General features: G+C 50.4%; 17 protein-coding genes. 10 read left to right on the plus strand and 7 right to left on the minus strand.

Translation table 11 applies throughout. The features are described 5' to 3' along the window. Positions 1 to 46: 46 nt before the first annotated feature. From ACSHWX_RS03325 to paaG, 6 genes are all read right to left on the minus strand, one after another. Complete coding sequence (locus ACSHWX_RS03325; RefSeq protein ID WP_435666766.1) at positions 47 to 1,063, minus strand: TRAP transporter substrate-binding protein; 1,017 nt, start codon at positions 1,061 to 1,063, stop codon at positions 47 to 49. Between the two features lie 80 nt (positions 1,064 to 1,143). Beyond that, complete coding sequence (locus ACSHWX_RS03330; protein ID WP_435666767.1) at positions 1,144 to 1,746, minus strand: TetR/AcrR family transcriptional regulator; 603 nt, start codon at positions 1,744 to 1,746, stop codon at positions 1,144 to 1,146. After that, positions 1,746 to 3,062: a phenylacetate--CoA ligase PaaK gene (paaK, locus tag ACSHWX_RS03335; protein WP_435666768.1), complete on the minus strand. Its 1,317-nt coding sequence runs from the start codon at positions 3,060 to 3,062 to the stop codon at positions 1,746 to 1,748. Before paaK ends, ACSHWX_RS03330 begins: the two co-directional genes overlap by 1 nt. A gap of 14 nt (positions 3,063 to 3,076) precedes the next feature. Next, the gene (gene pcaF, locus ACSHWX_RS03340) at positions 3,077 to 4,282 is read right to left on the minus strand and encodes a 3-oxoadipyl-CoA thiolase (protein WP_435666769.1); all 1,206 of its coding nucleotides are present in this window, start codon (positions 4,280 to 4,282) and stop codon (positions 3,077 to 3,079) included. After that, on the minus strand, positions 4,279 to 4,713 hold the full coding sequence (gene paaI, locus ACSHWX_RS03345) for a hydroxyphenylacetyl-CoA thioesterase PaaI (protein WP_435666770.1): 435 nt from the start codon (positions 4,711 to 4,713) through the stop codon (positions 4,279 to 4,281). Before paaI ends, pcaF begins: the two co-directional genes overlap by 4 nt. Next, entirely contained in the window at positions 4,713 to 5,531 is an 819-nt protein-coding gene (paaG, locus tag ACSHWX_RS03350; protein WP_435666806.1) for a 2-(1,2-epoxy-1,2-dihydrophenyl)acetyl-CoA isomerase PaaG, read from the minus strand. Before paaG ends, paaI begins: the two co-directional genes overlap by 1 nt. Before the next feature lie 133 nt (positions 5,532 to 5,664). Here paaG and ACSHWX_RS03355 point away from each other — a divergent pair, with 133 nt between their 5' ends. From ACSHWX_RS03355 to ACSHWX_RS03370, 4 genes are read left to right on the plus strand one after another with little or no spacing between them, the layout of a single operon-like run. Then, positions 5,665 to 7,689 (plus strand): FAD-dependent oxidoreductase, encoded by a 2,025-nt coding sequence (locus ACSHWX_RS03355; protein ID WP_435666807.1) that lies wholly within the window; start codon positions 5,665 to 5,667, stop codon positions 7,687 to 7,689. Further along, positions 7,686 to 8,903: a cytochrome P450 gene (locus ACSHWX_RS03360; protein ID WP_435666771.1), complete on the plus strand. Its 1,218-nt coding sequence runs from the start codon at positions 7,686 to 7,688 to the stop codon at positions 8,901 to 8,903. The genes ACSHWX_RS03355 and ACSHWX_RS03360 overlap by 4 nt, the downstream gene beginning before the upstream one ends. Positions 8,904 to 8,912: 9 nt before the next feature. Then, positions 8,913 to 10,952, plus strand: coding sequence for a phenylacetic acid degradation bifunctional protein PaaZ (gene paaZ / locus ACSHWX_RS03365; protein ID WP_435666772.1), 2,040 nt, complete (start codon positions 8,913 to 8,915; stop codon positions 10,950 to 10,952). Between the two features lie 5 nt (positions 10,953 to 10,957). Further along, a complete protein-coding gene (locus tag ACSHWX_RS03370) occupies positions 10,958 to 11,857 on the plus strand; it encodes a PaaX family transcriptional regulator (RefSeq protein ID WP_435666773.1) in 900 nt (299 codons plus the stop codon). 109 nt (positions 11,858 to 11,966) lie between these two features. Here ACSHWX_RS03370 and ACSHWX_RS03375 read toward each other — a convergent pair whose 3' ends face one another. Further along, positions 11,967 to 12,401 (minus strand): PaaI family thioesterase, encoded by a 435-nt coding sequence (locus tag ACSHWX_RS03375; RefSeq protein ID WP_435666774.1) that lies wholly within the window; start codon positions 12,399 to 12,401, stop codon positions 11,967 to 11,969. 85 nt (positions 12,402 to 12,486) lie between these two features. On the opposite strand from ACSHWX_RS03375, the gene paaA reads away from it, so the two are divergent. From paaA to ACSHWX_RS03405, 6 genes are read left to right on the plus strand one after another with little or no spacing between them, the layout of a single operon-like run. Beyond that, entirely contained in the window at positions 12,487 to 13,488 is a 1,002-nt protein-coding gene (paaA, locus tag ACSHWX_RS03380) for a 1,2-phenylacetyl-CoA epoxidase subunit PaaA (protein ID WP_435666775.1), read from the plus strand. A 23-nt stretch (positions 13,489 to 13,511) separates the two neighbouring features. Then, positions 13,512 to 13,796 carry a 1,2-phenylacetyl-CoA epoxidase subunit PaaB gene (paaB, locus tag ACSHWX_RS03385; protein ID WP_435666776.1) on the plus strand — a complete coding sequence of 95 codons (285 nt, stop codon included), beginning with the start codon at positions 13,512 to 13,514 and terminating at the stop codon, positions 13,794 to 13,796. Beyond that, complete coding sequence (gene paaC / locus ACSHWX_RS03390; RefSeq protein WP_435666777.1) at positions 13,796 to 14,545, plus strand: 1,2-phenylacetyl-CoA epoxidase subunit PaaC; 750 nt, start codon at positions 13,796 to 13,798, stop codon at positions 14,543 to 14,545. Before paaB ends, paaC begins: the two co-directional genes overlap by 1 nt. Before the next feature lie 3 nt (positions 14,546 to 14,548). Next, positions 14,549 to 15,061: a 1,2-phenylacetyl-CoA epoxidase subunit PaaD gene (paaD, locus tag ACSHWX_RS03395; RefSeq protein ID WP_435666778.1), complete on the plus strand. Its 513-nt coding sequence runs from the start codon at positions 14,549 to 14,551 to the stop codon at positions 15,059 to 15,061. A gap of 9 nt (positions 15,062 to 15,070) precedes the next feature. Then, positions 15,071 to 16,150, plus strand: coding sequence for a 2Fe-2S iron-sulfur cluster-binding protein (locus ACSHWX_RS03400; protein WP_435666779.1), 1,080 nt, complete (start codon positions 15,071 to 15,073; stop codon positions 16,148 to 16,150). 56 nt (positions 16,151 to 16,206) lie between these two features. Then, positions 16,207 to 16,710 carry a nucleoside kinase gene (locus ACSHWX_RS03405; protein WP_435666780.1) on the plus strand — a complete coding sequence of 168 codons (504 nt, stop codon included), beginning with the start codon at positions 16,207 to 16,209 and terminating at the stop codon, positions 16,708 to 16,710. Positions 16,711 to 16,746: the final 36 nt, after the last annotated feature.

The following is a 16,746-nucleotide window of genomic DNA, read 5'->3' on the forward strand; positions in this document are numbered from 1 at the left end:
AGGTCAACCTGACCCGCGCCGAACCAATTAGTCAAATCAACAGCACTTATTGTGCTGCCATATCTGATTTAACCATGTCGTAAGCAGCTTGAGCATCGACACCCAGCTCGCTAATTTCAGCAAGAACTTTTTTTCTGATCTCGCCTGCATACAATCCATAAAGTTTTATGTCTTGCTCGCTTGCAACGGTAATAACATTGTCGCCAGCTTCTTCAGTGGCTGTGCGGCCGATATCGTCGATCTCATCCCATGCTGCACCCAGCATACGGCTTGTTGGCGCACCAAAAACCTTTTCGTCCAAAGCTTTTTGGATATCTGCTGGTAGCGCATCAAATGTTTCTTGGCTCATTAGGAACGCGAACGAACCGCGATAAAACCCACCGGGCATTTCATAAACATTTTTCGCAACTTCGGTCAGCTTAAAGCCTTTACGGCCTTCCCATGGCATGGCAACAGCATCTGCACTGTCAGAAGCGAGTGTTTCGTACACTTTTGGTGCAGGCACTTGAATGCCGATAAGACCAAGTTCACGACCAACATCGCTTGCTACACCGCCACCAAGACGCGTTTTAAGGCCATCTAGATCCGCTAGTGTTTTCACTTCTTTGTTGGAGTGGATTTGTCCTGGACCATGCGTTGTAAGGCCGATCAGTTTCACACCACGGTGTTCATTCAACTTAGAGAGATACTTTTCATGCACATTCCAATAAGCAACGGAAGCTGCTTCCGCGTTGCCTTCATAACCTGGCAATTCAATCAGCTTTGTGCCGACAAAGCGACCAGGCTGATAGCCGTGGAAAATGATGGTCAAATCAGCAGCACCATCCATCACCAAATCCATTTGGGCTGGTGGTGGAGCCAAACCAAGCTTCACTTCCGCACTGACTTTGCCGTCGGTTGCTTCTTCGATCATTTTGATAAGGTTTGGCCACATGATGGCGTTGATGCCATGGCCAGGACCGGTCCAACTTGAAATGGTCAAGTTGTGCTCAGCGGCCATTGCGCTGGAACCTGCTGTAATAGCAACGGCTGCTGCCGCTGCGAGTTTAATAAATTTGTTCATTACTACCTCCCTGAATGAACCTTCTCCGTACGAAAAAGACTAAACTGTTAGCCCATTCCACTTCCTTGGGACGGTGAAACTCATTGTTTCTCCAATCCTTTTATTCCGCCTAAAAGCAAATCTGTTGCTAGATCGGCGTAATCTGAACGCGTCATGCCTTTGCCGCGTCTGTACCAAAGATAAAACCAATTCAGCATACCAAATAGTGACATGGTGATTGGTCTTAGCGTCTCTTCGCGTTGCTCAAAACACATCGGAGAAATTGCATTGATTGCATCCGAAAGTGTAACTACCAACTGCCTTTGCATATCGGCGAGCGTTTTTTGGTTAGCTTGCGGCAATGACGTCGTGGCTTCAAGCTGCAATTTGTGCTCAGCGTCAGCATCACGATATTGATTTAGAACTGCATGCACCAAATTGCGTAAATGTTGTTCGGGATCATCAACCACCTTAACAACTTCTACCGCGTCGACAAGGTCTTTGAGGTGGGTGAAAATGATATCGTAAAGCAACACTTCTTTGCTTTGATAATAGTGATAAATCAAAGCCTTAGAAACACCACACTCGATCGCCAATTGACTCATGGACGAACGGTCAAATCCGTTTTTGGCAAAAAACTTGGCCGCCTTCTTTAAAATCGCAACGCGTTTTTCTTCATGGTCTTTGGCGATGGTTCGAACCACTATTCTTGTCCCTTCGCCCGGTTATCAATAACCCGCACGGCTTTTCCCTGCGACCGTTCAACGCCGCCCGGCGCTTTGACAACCACGCGTGCTGACACACCAATATTGTCTTTGATTTTCTTCGTCAGCATTTTGCCCAAAGCTTCTCGCTGCTCATCCGAAGCGGAGTTGGGCATCGCCTCAACATAAATAGACATAGCGTCCATGCGCCCGACACGCGATAATTCGATTTGAAAATGAGGTGACAGACCTTGAACGGCGAGCACTTGAACTTCAACTTGCGTTGGAAACACATTAACGCCGCGCAAAATGATCATGTCGTCAGATCGGCCTGTGATTTTTTCCATCCGTCGCATTGAGCGGGCAGTGCCCGGCAATAGCCGAGTTAAATCGCGGGTGCGATACCGAATGATCGGCAGCGCTTCCTTGGTCAAGGACGTGAACACCAGTTCACCTTCCTCGCCATCCTCGACCAGCTCGCCAGTTTCAGGGTTGATGATCTCGGGATAGAAATGATCTTCCCAAATGTGCAGACCATCTTTGGTCTCTACGCACTCATTGGCGACGCCCGGCCCAATCACTTCTGAAAGCCCGTAAATATCGACGGCATGCATGTCAAACGCGGCTTCAACTTCCAAACGTGTCGCATTCGTCCACGGCTCTGCACCAAAAATCCCGACCTGCAACGAGCTTGCACGCGGATCAATGCCTTGTTTGTGAAACTCATCCAGCACCGCCAACATATAGGACGGTGTGACCGTGATCGCATGGGGTTTGAAATCTTGGATCAACTGAACTTGCCGCGCCGTCATGCCACCAGAAACAGGCACGACCGAACATCCAAGTGCTTCTGCACCATAGTGTGCGCCTAGACCGCCAGTGAACAGACCATAACCATAGGCATTGTGTAAAATATCGCCTTTGCGCACACCAGATGCACGCAAGGAACGGGCAACAACAGACGACCAGGTATCAATGTCGTTCTTGGTATATCCTACAACGGTCGGTTTGCCCGTCGTGCCCGACGAGGCATGAATACGCACAACCTCTTCGCGCGGTACTGCAAACATGCCAAACGGATAATTGTCACGCAGGTCAGTTTTAACTGTAAACGGAAATTTTGACAGGTCCGACAGGCTCTTCAGATCGTCGGGATGAACCCCTGCATCGTCGAATTTCTTTTTGTAAAATGGCACATTACTATATGCATGTGCCAAAGTCGCTTTCATCCGCTTCAATTGCAGCGCACCAATTTCATCACGTGAAGCGATTTCAATCGGGTCGAGATCTGCTTTATTTGGTGTTAAGTCTTTCATTCTTCCCGCCCCGATTATTCTACACGCTCAAGCATCAGTGCGATGCCTTGACCAACGCCTATGCACATTGTGCACAAAGCGCGCTTTGCACCTGAATTTGCCAGTTCAATCGCCGCCGTTAAGGCAAGCCGACCACCCGACATACCCAATGGATGCCCCAAAGCGATTGCGCCACCATTTGGGTTTACAAAATCAGCGTCTTCAGCGACGCCCAACTGGCGCAATACCGCAATACCTTGAGAGGCAAATGCTTCGTTTAACTCGATGATATCGACATCAGAAATCTTAAGCCCCAAGCGATCCAACAGCTTTTGCGATGCTGGTGCTGGGCCAATCCCCATAATGCGCGGCTCAACGCCTGCTGTCGCCAAGCCGGAGATTTTGGCTTTTGGCACAAGGCCATATTTTTCTACCGCAGCTTTTGACGCGATAATCATCGCAACAGCGCCATCGTTTACACCAGACGCGTTGCCTGCTGTAACCGAGCCACCGTCGCGGAAAGGCGTGCTGAGCGAAGCCAATTTTTCAAGTGACGTCGCACGCAGGTGTTCGTCTTGCGCAAAAATGACAGGATCTTTTTTACGCTGCGGAATTTCAACCGGCACGATTTCTTGTGCGAACCGGCCCGACGCAATTGCCTTTGCCGCATTTTCTTGCGAGCGGAATGCAAATGCGTCTTGATCTTGACGAGAAATGTTGAACTCCTCAGCAACATTTTCCCCGGTTTCGGGCATTGAATCGACGCCATATTGTTGCTTCATCAGCTTGTTGACGAAGCGCCATCCAATGGTTGTGTCGTATATCTCTGCATTGCGCGAAAACGCAGTATCGGCTTTGGGCATAACAAACGGCGCCCGGCTCATGCTTTCAACGCCGCCCGCTAAAATCACTTCCGCTTCCCCGGCCTTGATCGCCCGAGCGGCCATACCAACAGCGTCCATACCAGAGCCGCAAAGTCGGTTGATCGTAGTGCCAGGCACCGAAGTGGATAGCCCTGCAAGAAGCGTCGCCATACGCGCGACATTTCGATTGTCTTCGCCCGCTTGGTTGGCGCAGCCCATATAGCAATCATCAATCGCTTCGCCATCAAGACCCGGCGCTGCTTCCATGGTTTTTTTGATCACATGGGCCAGCATATCGTCTGGACGCACGGATGAAAGGGTTCCACCAAAACGGCCAATCGGCGTTCTAAAACCCTCACACAAATAGGCTTGGTTCACGCCTCATTCTCCTTGAAATGTGTACCTTTGATGGTGCGCGAGTGGCCGCGAAAATGCGCCAACGCCTCATCTTTTTGGTTTGTTATTGTGACATCATAAATGCCGGAGCGACCTGTACGGCCAACTTCAATTGCAGTTGCCGTCAGCACATCATCTTTAAAGCCGGGAGCTGCAAAAGTGATCGAGTTTTGATGCGCCACTGCCAACTGATTGTAGCTGTTGCAGGCAAACGCAAATGCACTGTCCGCCAACATAAAGATAAATCCGCCATGGCAAATTTTATGACCGTTTAAATGTTCGTCACCAATTGGCATTGAAAGCGTAGCCGAACCCGGTCCGACCGCTTCCAATTTCATGCCCATGCGCTGAGATGCACAATCATTGTTCCACATAATCTCAGACGATTTTTGCGCACGTTCTTGCGGCGACATTATTCGACCCCGCCAAAATTGGCAGGACGTTTATCAAGGAAAGCACTTACGCCTTCTGCATAATCTTTGGAACGACCGCAACGGCCTTGCATTTGCGCTTCAACGTCAAGGTGTTCGTCCAAAGTATGGTCGAATGATGTTTGCAGCGCTTGCTTCATCATTCCTAGACCAAATGTCGGGCCCGCCGCCATCTGTGCGGTAAATTTACGCGCTTCATCCATCAGATCATCATTGGCTACCGCTTTGTGGATCATACCCCATTCGACGGCCTGTTTGGCTGTCACTGGGGTTGCAGTCATGCAAATAAACTTCGCCCGCGCTTCACCGATCAATCGTGGCAAAATCCAACTACCGCCAGCATCAGGTACCAATCCAACCTTGGCAAAAGACTGAATGAACTTTGCGCTTTCGGCTGCAAAAACAACATCGCAACCCAGCGCGATGTTTACACCCGCGCCAGCGGCCACTCCATTCACCGCACATACAATTGGCTTATCGATGGACCGAATAAGGCGAACCAGCGGATTATAAAAATTTGAAATTGTCGCTTGCAAGTCTGGTGGAGACGTCATTTTACGCGGATCTCGCGCATCCAAGTCTTGCCCCGCGCAGAAACCGCGACCAGCGCCTGTCAGCAAAATAGCGCGCACATTGTCATCGTTCTTGGCCTCGCGCAAAACAGATTGCAATGCAGCGTGCATTTCATCATTGAACGAATTTAGTCGATCAGGCCGATTAAGCGTTATTTCCACCCAACCTTCATTTTTTACGACAGTAATAGTATCGCCAACTGTGTCGCCCACACGATCCTCCCCCATTTCCCAAACCAAACTACCGTCAAGCCCGAGCAATATCCTCATGTTGAAATTTAGCTTTACATAAACCGACTGGTTGGTCAATATATGAACATATTTTGTTGTTTAACCCTCTGGGAGAGCTGTTTTGTCGAGCGTGGTTCAAGTTGAAATTGAAGGCGACATCGCCCTCGTTCAGATAGATAATCCACCTGTCAATGCGACTGGTGTGGCCGTGCGCATCGGATTGGTGCAAGCTGTCAAAGAGGCGGAAGCAGCTAACGTAAAAGCGGCGATTGTATTTTGTGCGGGCAAAACATTTGTTGCCGGTGGCGACATTTCCGAATTTGGAAAGCCTGCCCAACTGCCCCACCTTCCCGATGTATATCAGCAGATTGAAGATAGTTCTGTTCCCTGGATTGCTGCTGTACATGGCACCACCCTTGGAGGTGGTTTTGAACTGGCCATGGCTTGCAATTTTCGCTTGGCGCAAACGGGAACAAGATTTGGTCTACCGGAAGTCAATCTAGGGCTTGTTCCGGGCGCGGGCGGGTCTCAGCGTTTACCACGCCTCATTGGTGTTGAGGCAGCAGTCGAACTGGCAACCACTGGTCAAATGATCGATGCGCAAAAGCTCTATGATTTGGGTGGTTTGGATTTAGTGTTTGACGGCAATCCAGTCGATGCGGCTAAAATGTTCGCTAAGGACTTACCGTCAGTTCAGTCTTCGCTGAGCACCCGCACACCGGCGGCAGTTGCGCCAGACTATTTTGACAACAAGCGTATTGAAATCAAAAAGCGTGCCAAGGGCCAGACGTCTCCTTTAGATAACTTGCGCGCAATCGAGTGGACGACAACGTTACCCTTTAGCGAAGGCCAGCCAAAAGAACGTGCCCTTCATCTTGAACTGCGCGACAGCACACAATCAAAAGCGTTGCGCCACGCATTCTTTTCAGAACGCGCGGTGGGCAAACCTAAAGCCATTGAAGGTGGCACACCAATTGATGTGAAAAACATCACTGTTGTTGGTGGCGGTCTGATGGGAGCTGGCATTGCTTTTACGTGCCTTAATGCGGGTTATCAGGTCACGCTGATTGAACGTGATCAAGACGCTGCCGATGCAGGACGTGAACGTATCGAAGGCCTAATCGCAGGCGGCGTAAAACGTGGCAAAATTTCAACTGACAAAGCTGAAAAACTTAAATCTGCTTTGACCGCATCAGACGATTATGCGGCATCTGCAAATGCAGACCTCGCCATTGAAGCAGTGTTTGAGGACCTGACTGTCAAACAACAAGTCTTCCAATCGCTAGCCGCGCATATGAGTGAAGATGCAATTTTGGCGACCAACACATCCTATATCGACCCGACGCAAATCTTTGACGGGATTGCCAATCCTTCGCGCTTTATTGGACTGCACTTTTTCTCTCCAGCTCACATCATGAAGCTGTTGGAAATTGTTAAGTTACCAACGACGTCAAAGGATGTGTTGGCCACGGGGTTTGACCTTGGAAAGCGTCTGCGAAAAGTCGGCGTTTTGTCCGGCATTTGTGATGGGTTTATCGGCAACCGCATCCTTTCCGCCTATCGGCGTCAGGCCGACTATTTGCTGATGGACGGGTGTACACCAAAACAAATCGACGATGCCATGCGCGGGTTCGGCATGCCCATGGGGCCTTATGAATTACAAGATTTAACAGGCTTGCAAATTTCATGGGCCAACCGGAAACGTCAAGCCCCAACGCGTTCGCCTAACGAGCGCTATGTACGCATCGGCGACCTATTGTGCGAAGCTGAACGGTTCGGCCAACGCAGCAAAGTGGGCTGGTACAAATATCAAGATGGCGACCGGGCACCGCACGAAGATAGCTACGTGACAGATTTGATCGAACAAGAAGCGAAACAGGCTGGGCTAGTTCAAACAGAGTTCACCAATGATCAGATTGTGGATCGCTTACTTGCGGTGATGGTCAACGAAGGTGCTCGAATTGTTGAGGAAGGTATTGCCGAACGTGATTTGGATGTCGATTTGGTCAAAATCCACGGCTACGGCTTCCCACGCTGGCGCGGTGGTCCCATGCATTATGGGCAAGAGATTGGGATTGAGCGGGTCAAAGCTGCCATGGCGGAAGTCGTTAGGCAAAGTCCAAACAGCTGGGTCGTTTCGGAGCGCTTGAAATGACCACCATCAGCCGTCAAATGATTGAAGGATTTGACCTCACCAACCCACCCGCCGGGTTCGTAGAAGATCCATTCCCCTATTATCAAGCACTGCTGAAATACGCGCCCGTTTGTCCGCAACCTGACGGCTCATTTCTCCTGTCCCGCTTCGCCGACTTAGACAGAATATATCGCGACACGACGCTTTACTCCTCTGACAAGAAGCAAGCCTTCTTACCAAAGTTTGGCGGCGATGCGCCATTATATGAGCACCATACAACTTCCCTTGTTTTCAACGACCCGCCATTGCACACGCGTGTGCGCAAGATCATGGTTGGTGCGTTGAATGCGCGCGCTATTGCCAATATGGAGCCAGGGCTAATCGATACAATCGACATGCTTTTGGAACAGATGGCTGACCGGAATGAAGTTGACTTAATCGAAGACTTCGCTAGCAAAATCCCAATTCAAATCATTGGCAATATGTTTGATATGCCAATGGTGGATCGTGAACCATTGCGGGATTGGTCGCTTGCCATATTGGGTGCGCTTGAGCCAACCCTAACGCCAGAACAATTGCGCATTGGCAACGAATCTGTTGCGGATTTTAAGGCTTACTTGAAAGACCTCGCGGATGATCGTCGGAAAAACCCGGGCAATCCCGAAACTGATGTTTTAACGCGCCTTATCCAAAGTGAAGAAGGCGAACTCTCGGAAACCGAATTGCTGCAAAATTGCATATTCATTCTGAATGCAGGCCACGAAACCACAACGAATTTAATCGGCAATTCTTTGGCTGCATTGCACGAGTTTCCGGGTCAAAAATACGCGCTGAAATCCAATCCTGACATCATTAAAACCGGTGTCGACGAGTTTTTGCGCTACCTATCACCCAATCAATTGGGCAATCGCGAAACAACGGCCGACATCGAAATTGATGGCATTCAAATTCCCAAAGGCTCCAATCTGCATTTGATCATTGGCGCGGCCAATCGCGATCCGGCACAATTTGAAGACCCAGACGAATTGAAACTTTTGCGCAAGCCCAATCGCCATTTGGCCTTTGCAGGTGGACCTCACCTGTGCGTCGGGTTTTCGCTTGCACGGATGGAAGGGCGCATTGCAATCAATCGCTTCCTTAAACGTTTTCCAAATTATAAATTGACTGGCAACGCAGAACTCGGGGGCCGCTTGCGCTTCCGTGGCTATGCAAAATTGCCGGCGACATTGAACTAGGGGTTACAGATGACTTTGATGCAACTTGAAAGCTATGCGGGCGGCCAGTGGGTTGGCCCATCCGGTAAAACCAGAAAAATCCATTCGGCCGTTACTGGCGTTGAGCTCGCAGAAGCCGGGTCTGACGACCTGAACTTCCAAGAAATGCTCGATCACGCAAAGCGTAAAGGCGGCCCTGCCTTACGCGCGATGACATTTCATGACCGGGCGCGGATGTTGAAATCGCTTGCGACCTACTTGAACGAGCGTCGCGATCCGCTTTATGAACTTTCCTACAAAACGGGAGCGACGCTGGCGGATAGCAAAGTTGATATTGATGGCGGCATCGGCACCATGTTCGTATTTGCATCCAAGGGCCGTCGCGAAATGCCTGATGCACACATCTACCCCGATGGTGATCTTGAAATACTCTCGCGCAACGGCACCTTTTTGGGCCAACATTATTGCACACCGCTGCTTGGGGTTGCGGTGCATATCAATGCATTCAACTTCCCCGTTTGGGGTATGCTTGAAAAGCTGGCGCCGACCTTGCTCGCAGGGGTGCCAGCAATTGTGAAACCTGCCACTTCCACATCATATCTCACCGAAGCATGTGTGAAGATGATGGTGGAAAGCGGCATCCTCCCAGAAGGTGCTATCCAACTCATTTGCGGCGGAACGGGTGATCTTTTGGATCGGCTAGACTGCCAAGATGTGGTGAGCTTCACCGGCTCTGCATCAACCGCCTCTTACCTTCGCTCCAACAAGAACATTCTTGATAATTCTGTGCGTTTTGTCGCTGAACAAGACAGTCTCAACGCTTCGGTGCTTGGGCCAGACGCAACGCCAGACACGCCTGAATTTGATTTGTTTATCAAAGAAGCATCGCGTGAAATCACGACAAAAGCAGGCCAGAAATGTACGGCCATCCGCCGGATGATTGTCCCCAATACCCAAGTGCAAAATGTGATAGACGCCATGAGTGTGCGGTTGGACAAAACCACAATCGGCGACCCATCCGTTGAAGGCACCCGCATGGGTGCGCTTGCATCGTTAGATCAAAAGCGCGACGTGTTGGAAAAAGCCGCTGAGATCGGCACAGAGTGTAAGCTTGCCTATGGCAACCAAGATACTTTGACATTGAACGGCGACGGGCTGGAAAACGGCGCTTTTGTTTCGCCAATGCTCTTTCATTGTGAAGACCCAGATAACGCTTCAATTGTTCACTCAACAGAAGCGTTTGGCCCCGTTGCGACAGTGATGGGTTATCGCGACGTTGCCCACGCGATTGAATTGATGAACAAAGGCGGTGGATCTTTGGTTGCCTCTGTAATCACCAACGACCCTGAAATCGCGCAAGAAATAACCATCAAGGCGGGCCCATTTCACGGACGCCTATATTTCAATAACCGCACTTCGATGAAAGAATCGACAGGTCACGGATCGCCGCTTCCGCATATGGTTCATGGCGGCCCCGGTCGTGCCGGTGGTGGCGAGGAACTTGGCGGCGTGCGCGGCGTTACTCACTATATGCAACGGCTTGCGGTACAAGGAAGCCCGGACATTCTGACCGGTATTGGCGGCACCTATGTTAAGGGCGCGACATTTATCGATCCGCCTGCACATCCGTTCACCCGGACTTTCCATGAGCTACAAATTGGCGAGACAGTACACACCGCATCGCGCAAAGTGACAATTGAAGATATCGAACACTTTGCTCATTTTACTGGCGATAATTTTTACGCCCACATGGACGAAGAAGCAGCGGCAGCAAACCCCTTTTTCCCCGGTCGTGTCGCCCACGGCTACTTGCTCTTAAGCTTTGCGGCGGGTCTTTTTGTCGAGCCAAATCCGGGTCCAGTTTTGGCCAATACTGGGTTGAACGATCTAACATTTCAAAAGCCTGTCAGCGCTGACGATGAAGTGCGCGTAAGCTTGACGGTAAAACGCAAAACTAAGCGAACTGACGAGTATGGCGAAGTGCGTTGGCACGTAAATATGTTCAACCAAAATGACGAACAAGTTGCCGAATATGAGCTTTTGACCATGGTGGCGTTTGAGCGTACATAGGGGGCATGAGCCCAACGAACCAACTGATTAAACCGTTGATCGACCATCTGCATTCAGATGGTCGTTTGCGCGTGTGGTCTATGGTGATCACCATTTTTGGCGACGCAATTCAGCCCCGCGGCGGGGTTGTCGCCATGTCGGACCTACACGAAATTCTTGGTGCCCTTGGTGTTGAAAGCGGCGCAGTACGAACGGCAATGTCGCGGCTCGCAAAAGAAGGTTGGGTGACCCGACAAAAACAAGGCCGCAATAGTTTTTACAAACTTTCAGAAGCAGGCCTGAACAGTTTTGTGCCCGCGACGCAAAAGATCTATCGCGCAGAATATGCACCTGAACCGACAACCATTTTGATGGCCGTCGGACCAAATGTTCTCGGCAAAGCGCGTGAGCAGCAAAATGCCCAAATTGTCGCCATGGGCGGCGAACACTTGCGCAATGGTGTAGGGCTTTTTGCAGACCCAACCGACAAGGTACGAGAGCAGATAAAGGCCACTGGATTGATGTCCATTGAAGGCGAAATGTCTACACTGCCAGATTGGGTGATCGACAAACTGGACTTGCAGCCGTTGGCCGAGGCCTATCATGGACTCATTGATCGGTTTACCAGCTTGGCCGTGACCCGTGAACAACTGGACCAATTGACATCACTTGAGGCTTTGTGCGCCCGCATATTGCTTGTTCATGAATGGCGGCGGCTGATTTTGAAGCAGCCTGACTTACCCGCTCGGCTTTTGCCCCAAGACTGGCCGGGCGCTGCCGCCCATAATTTGGTAAGCACGCTTTATCGGCAGTTGTTAGCGCCTTCGGAAAAATGGTGGAGCGCTGTGAGTTCTGACTCAGAGATGGAAACGCTACGGCGAAGGTTTGAAAACAGCAGTCACCCCACCCCAGCCCTCCCCATCTAGGGGAGGGAGCTGACCAGTGCCCGGTTGCAACCCAAAGGTAAAATTCGGCAGTAATGTCTCCCTCCCCTAGATGGGGAGGGATTGAGGGTGGGGTGACCCGGGCTAAACGCTAATCTTCGATGTAAGCAAACACGCCCGTAGAAGTCGTCGCCACTTTTTCGCTGCCCTCAGCATGAATATCAATGCGAGTTGTCGCCAATCTTCTGCCATTCGAGAGCACCGTTACATCATAAATGACGTTGCCCGCCGCCAACGGCCGCATGAAGTTGGTCGACATATCCACCGTCACACAATCGCGAAAACGGCCGTTTAGATAGCTCAATGCCAAAAACGAAACCGTGTCAGACCCCGCCATTAATGCCTGTCCGCTGACCAACCCCCCATTGGGTCCCTTGTGCCGCAAGATTTTTTCTGTTGCTGGCATGGTGAATTGTATCTTTTCATCATCAAGCGTCAGCACCTTAATGCCAAGCTCTTGCACCCATGGCGCGCAGATTTCGCCAATCAATCCCTCAAGTTCAGCTGCATTTAGCCGATTTTTCATCCCATCTCTCCGATATGTTACAAAATTTACTTGATATGTAAATTATTGTCACATATTATTATCAGGAACGGGAGGGGATGCCAATATGTATTCACAAGGACTGATTGGTGCGGATGGAACAACGACGGAAACCGAAGAGTTTCTGGCGGCCTTTCAAGCACGCATTGACCGCGAAGAAAAAATCGAACCAAACGACGCGATGCCTGAAGGTTATCGCAAGACGCTAGTGCGCCAAATCGGTCAGCACGCCCACTCCGAAATTGTGGGCATGTTACCAGAAGGCAACTGGATCACCCGCGCACCATCGCTGCGCCGGAAAGCGGCTTTGCTCGCTAAAGTACAAGATGAAGGTGGGCACGGGCTCTACCTTTACTCGGCAGCAGAAACACTTGGTGTTACGCGCGAGCAGATGACTGAGGAGCTGCATTCGGGCAAAGCGAAATACTCCTCCATTTTCAACTACCCGACCCCCACTTGGGCCGACATGGGCACCATTGGTTGGCTAGTTGATGGCGCTGCGATCATGAACCAAATTCCACTTTGCCGCTGTTCATATGGACCATATGCCCGCGCGATGATCCGCGTGTGCAAAGAGGAAAGTTTCCACCAGCGCCAAGGCTATGAAATCTTGATCACGTTGTGCAACGGCACCGAGGCGCAAAAGGAAATGGCGCAGGACAGCATCAATCGGTGGTGGTGGCCATCCTTGATGATGTTTGGCCCACATGACGCGGAATCAAGCCATTCTGAACAGTCCATGAAATGGAAGATCAAACGTTTTTCCAATGATGAACTGCGCCAGAAATTCATTGATGCCACTATTCCCCAAGCGGAATATTTGGGGCTGACCGTTCCCGACCCGGACCTTAAATGGAACCCGGACAAGAACAATGGCAAGGGCGGATATGACCACGGCAAAATTGATTGGGACGAGTTCTGGCGGACTGTAAAAGGTGGCGGCCAAATGAACCGCGACCGGATTAAAGACCGCAAGAAAGCTTGGGAAGACGGCGCATGGGTGCGCGAAGCCGCACTTGCTCACGCACAAAAGCGAGCCGCACGTCAAACCAAACAAGCCGCTGAATAGCGCTCAAGAAGTAAGGACAGATCATGTCAAACGAAACACCCCTATGGGAAGTATTTATCCGCCCACGCAATGGCTTGTCACATAAGCATTGCGGCTCGCTCCACGCTGCTGACGAAGTTATGGCGCTGAACGCTGCACGAGACACCTACACGCGCCGTGGCGAAGGCCTATCAATTTGGGTCGTGCCTTCAAAGTCAATCTATGCGTCGGACCCTGACCAAGTTGGAGAAAACTTTGAACCGAGCGTTGATAAGGTTTATCGCCACCCAACATTTTATGACATTCCAGACGAAGTGGGGCACATGTAATGTCAGCATTGTTTAATGCTCTTTTGGAACTTGGTGATGACCATTTGATCCTTGGGCACCGGATATCTGAATGGTGCGGACATGCACCCATGCTCGAAGAAGATCTAGCCATGCCAAATATGGCACTTGATCTGATCGGCGCATCGCGCAGCCTTTACACCTATGCAGGTGAGATTGAAGGCAACGGCCGCGACGAAGACCAATTGGCCTATCTTCGCCTTGATCGCGAATACAAAAATTGTCTGCTTGTTGAGCGCCCAAACGAAGATTTCGCGCACACAATGCTACGCCAACTCTATTTCGCTGCGTTCATGGAGCCTTATTGGCAAGCGGCTCTTGCTTCAAAAGACAGAACCGTCCAAGGCATCGCCGGCAAATCCATCAAAGAGATGGCTTATCATATTCGCCATGCTGGCGAGTGGGTCGTCCGGTTGGGTGATGGCACAAAAGAAAGTGCAAACCGAATGAAGGATGCCGTCGATTGGCTTCACCCTTACGTCGACGAATTGTTCGCAATGTCGGAAGATGCGCAAACCTGTGCTGACGAAGGTTTACTGCCGGATCGCGCCGCGCTACGGGACCAATGGGAACAAACCATTTCAAACATTTTCGACCAGGCTTTGCTCGAAATTCCGTCTGTGCAATTCGCCCAAACTGGTGGACGCACTGGACATCATGGCGAAGAATTTGGACATTTGCTTTCTCAATTGCAATATGTCCAACGCACCCACCCTGGCATGGTTTGGTAAGGCGTGAAAAAGCCGCACACAAACGAAGCGACACGTGATCCCCTCGCCCAAAGAGCTTGGGACGCGGCGGCTTTAGTGCCTGATCCGGAAGTGCCGTGCGTCAACGTAGCAGAACTTGGGATTTTGCGTGACGTTAAGATGATCGACGGGCAGGCAGTGGCTTATGTCACACCGACTTATACTGGTTGCCCCGCTGTTCTCGCCATTGAATTGGCGATTGATGTCGCCCTGCGTGAAGCTGGGTTTGATCCAAAAATCGAGCGGGTCATTTCCCCCGCTTGGACAACGGATTGGATCAGCGAAGTAGGTCGCGAAAAGTTACGCGCCTATGGCATTGCACCGCCAGTAAATGGGTCAAATTCAAAACTTGCTCTATTTGGGCAAACCATTGTCGCCTGTCCAAAGTGTGGCAGTTCTGAAACCGAAAAACTATCCGAATTTGGGTCAACAGCCTGCAAAGCGCACTATCGTTGCAAAGACTGTCTTGAACCCTTCGATTATTTCAAATGCATTTGAGGTCCGACCATGGCACCCACTTTTCACACGCTTAAAATTTCAAAGATTGAAGATCTAACATCAGATGCGAAGGCCATTAGTTTTGTGCCTGATGCGCGTCTCAACGGGGCTTATCAGTTTGTGCCCGGTCAGTATTTGACTTTGCGGGCTGACATTGATGGGAAAGACACACGTCGTTCCTATTCAATCTCATCACCAGTCGGCACCAACGAGCTAACCGTTGGCATTCGTCATGTCGATGAAGGCGTGTTCTCATCATTTGCGATGAACGATCTAAGTGTGGGGCAAGACTTACAAGTCATGACGCCAGACGGTCGGTTCACGGCGAACGTAGGCGATGTAAAAGATGCGCTTTTGATTGCTGCGGGTTCAGGCATTACCCCAATGATGTCGATTGCCCAATCATTATTGGAAGGCGATGAGGAAGCAAAAGTCACGCTTGTATATGGCAACCGCGAAACCTCCTCGATCATGTTCCGCGAACAGTTGGAATTCTTGAAAGACCGCTATATGGATCGTTTCACATTGATCCATCTCCTAAGCCGTGAAGATCAAGATGTGCCAATTCTAAACGGACGCATCGACGGCGAAAAAGTCAAATCACTGACGAAGACCGGCGCTATTGATCCCGCATCCAGTGACGGTATCTTTGTTTGTGGCCCAGAAGAAATGATCAACGTCGTTCGCACTACTTGCGAAGAAATGGGCGTTGAGAAATCCAAAATTCATTTCGAACTGTTCACCCCAGCGGATGGGCAGAAACCGCGTAAAGCGCCGACAAAAGAAATGCTGGAAGCCGCAGAACAAGGCGTTTTAGTTGAGATCATTCTTGATGGTACCAAGCGCAGTTTCAAGCTGACCGATGCCAATGAAAGCGTGTTGGAAGCTGCGAACAAGCATGGGTTGGAACTGCCATTTTCGTGCAAGGGCGGCATGTGCTGCACCTGTCGTTGCAAGGTCGCAAAAGGCAGCGCTGAGATGGCGGTGAACTATTCGCTTGAACCGTGGGAAATTGAAGCCGGCTTCACGCTCGCATGTCAGGCTCGACCAACCAGTGACAATCTCACATTGGATTTCGACGAAACATAGAACATTCAAACTGCTTCACCTTGTGAAGCAACCCGTTTTTTGGTAGGTGCTACAAAATGGGAAGCAAAAATTATCTTATTCGCGGTGTGTCATGCACTGGCAAAACAACAGTTCACCATGAATTGGTGCGCCGAGGTTTCCACTCGTTCAATGGGGACAAAGATTTAGCATATCAGGGAGACCCTAAAACGGGCATACCCATGCCAGGCTCTGGCCATGACCATCATATCTGGAGCGTTGAAAAGGTCCGTTCGATCATGGCGGACGATCAACACCGCGCATCATTTTTCTGTGGCGACTGCAGAAATTTTAGCAAATTTATCCAATTTTTCGACAAAGTGTTTGTCCTAAATATCGACAGAGCGACCCTAGACCAACGACTTGCAAAACGTCCAGCTAACGAATGGGGCGGAAAAGAGCATGAGCGCCAACTCATTCGCCGGATTCACGCTGAACAAGAAGATTTTCCCAAGAAATACATTATGATTGACGCGACCGCGTCGCTTACCGATGTCGTCATGTCAATATTGGATGAACGTGATCTAACGTATTCGCGCTAGGCATCGATCAACGTTAAATTCTCAAACAACCCACTC

It is taken from the genome of Maritalea sp., from assembly GCF_051251695.1.
GTDB lineage: Bacteria > Pseudomonadota > Alphaproteobacteria > Rhizobiales > Devosiaceae > Maritalea.

Excerpts from the sequence above, each read along its gene's own strand:
- paaC (WP_435666777.1), top strand. The coding sequence starts at position 13,796 with ATGTCAGCATTGTTTAATGCTCTTTTGGAACTTGGTGATGACCATTTG.
- paaZ (WP_435666772.1), top strand. The coding sequence starts at position 8,913 with ATGACTTTGATGCAACTTGAAAGCTATGCGGGCGGCCAGTGGGTTGGC.
- paaK (WP_435666768.1), bottom strand. The coding sequence starts at position 3,062 with ATGAAAGACTTAACACCAAATAAAGCAGATCTCGACCCGATTGAAATC.
- paaI (WP_435666770.1), bottom strand. The coding sequence starts at position 4,713 with ATGTCGCCGCAAGAACGTGCGCAAAAATCGTCTGAGATTATGTGGAAC.
- paaB (WP_435666776.1), top strand. The coding sequence starts at position 13,512 with ATGTCAAACGAAACACCCCTATGGGAAGTATTTATCCGCCCACGCAAT.
- paaG (WP_435666806.1), bottom strand. The coding sequence starts at position 5,531 with ATGGGGGAGGATCGTGTGGGCGACACAGTTGGCGATACTATTACTGTC.
- ACSHWX_RS03375 (WP_435666774.1), bottom strand. The coding sequence starts at position 12,401 with ATGAAAAATCGGCTAAATGCAGCTGAACTTGAGGGATTGATTGGCGAA.
- ACSHWX_RS03325 (WP_435666766.1), bottom strand. The coding sequence starts at position 1,063 with ATGAACAAATTTATTAAACTCGCAGCGGCAGCAGCCGTTGCTATTACA.
- ACSHWX_RS03400 (WP_435666779.1), top strand. The coding sequence starts at position 15,071 with ATGGCACCCACTTTTCACACGCTTAAAATTTCAAAGATTGAAGATCTA.
- paaA (WP_435666775.1), top strand. The coding sequence starts at position 12,487 with ATGTATTCACAAGGACTGATTGGTGCGGATGGAACAACGACGGAAACC.
- ACSHWX_RS03405 (WP_435666780.1), top strand. The coding sequence starts at position 16,207 with ATGGGAAGCAAAAATTATCTTATTCGCGGTGTGTCATGCACTGGCAAA.
- ACSHWX_RS03360 (WP_435666771.1), top strand. The coding sequence starts at position 7,686 with ATGACCACCATCAGCCGTCAAATGATTGAAGGATTTGACCTCACCAAC.
- ACSHWX_RS03370 (WP_435666773.1), top strand. The coding sequence starts at position 10,958 with ATGAGCCCAACGAACCAACTGATTAAACCGTTGATCGACCATCTGCAT.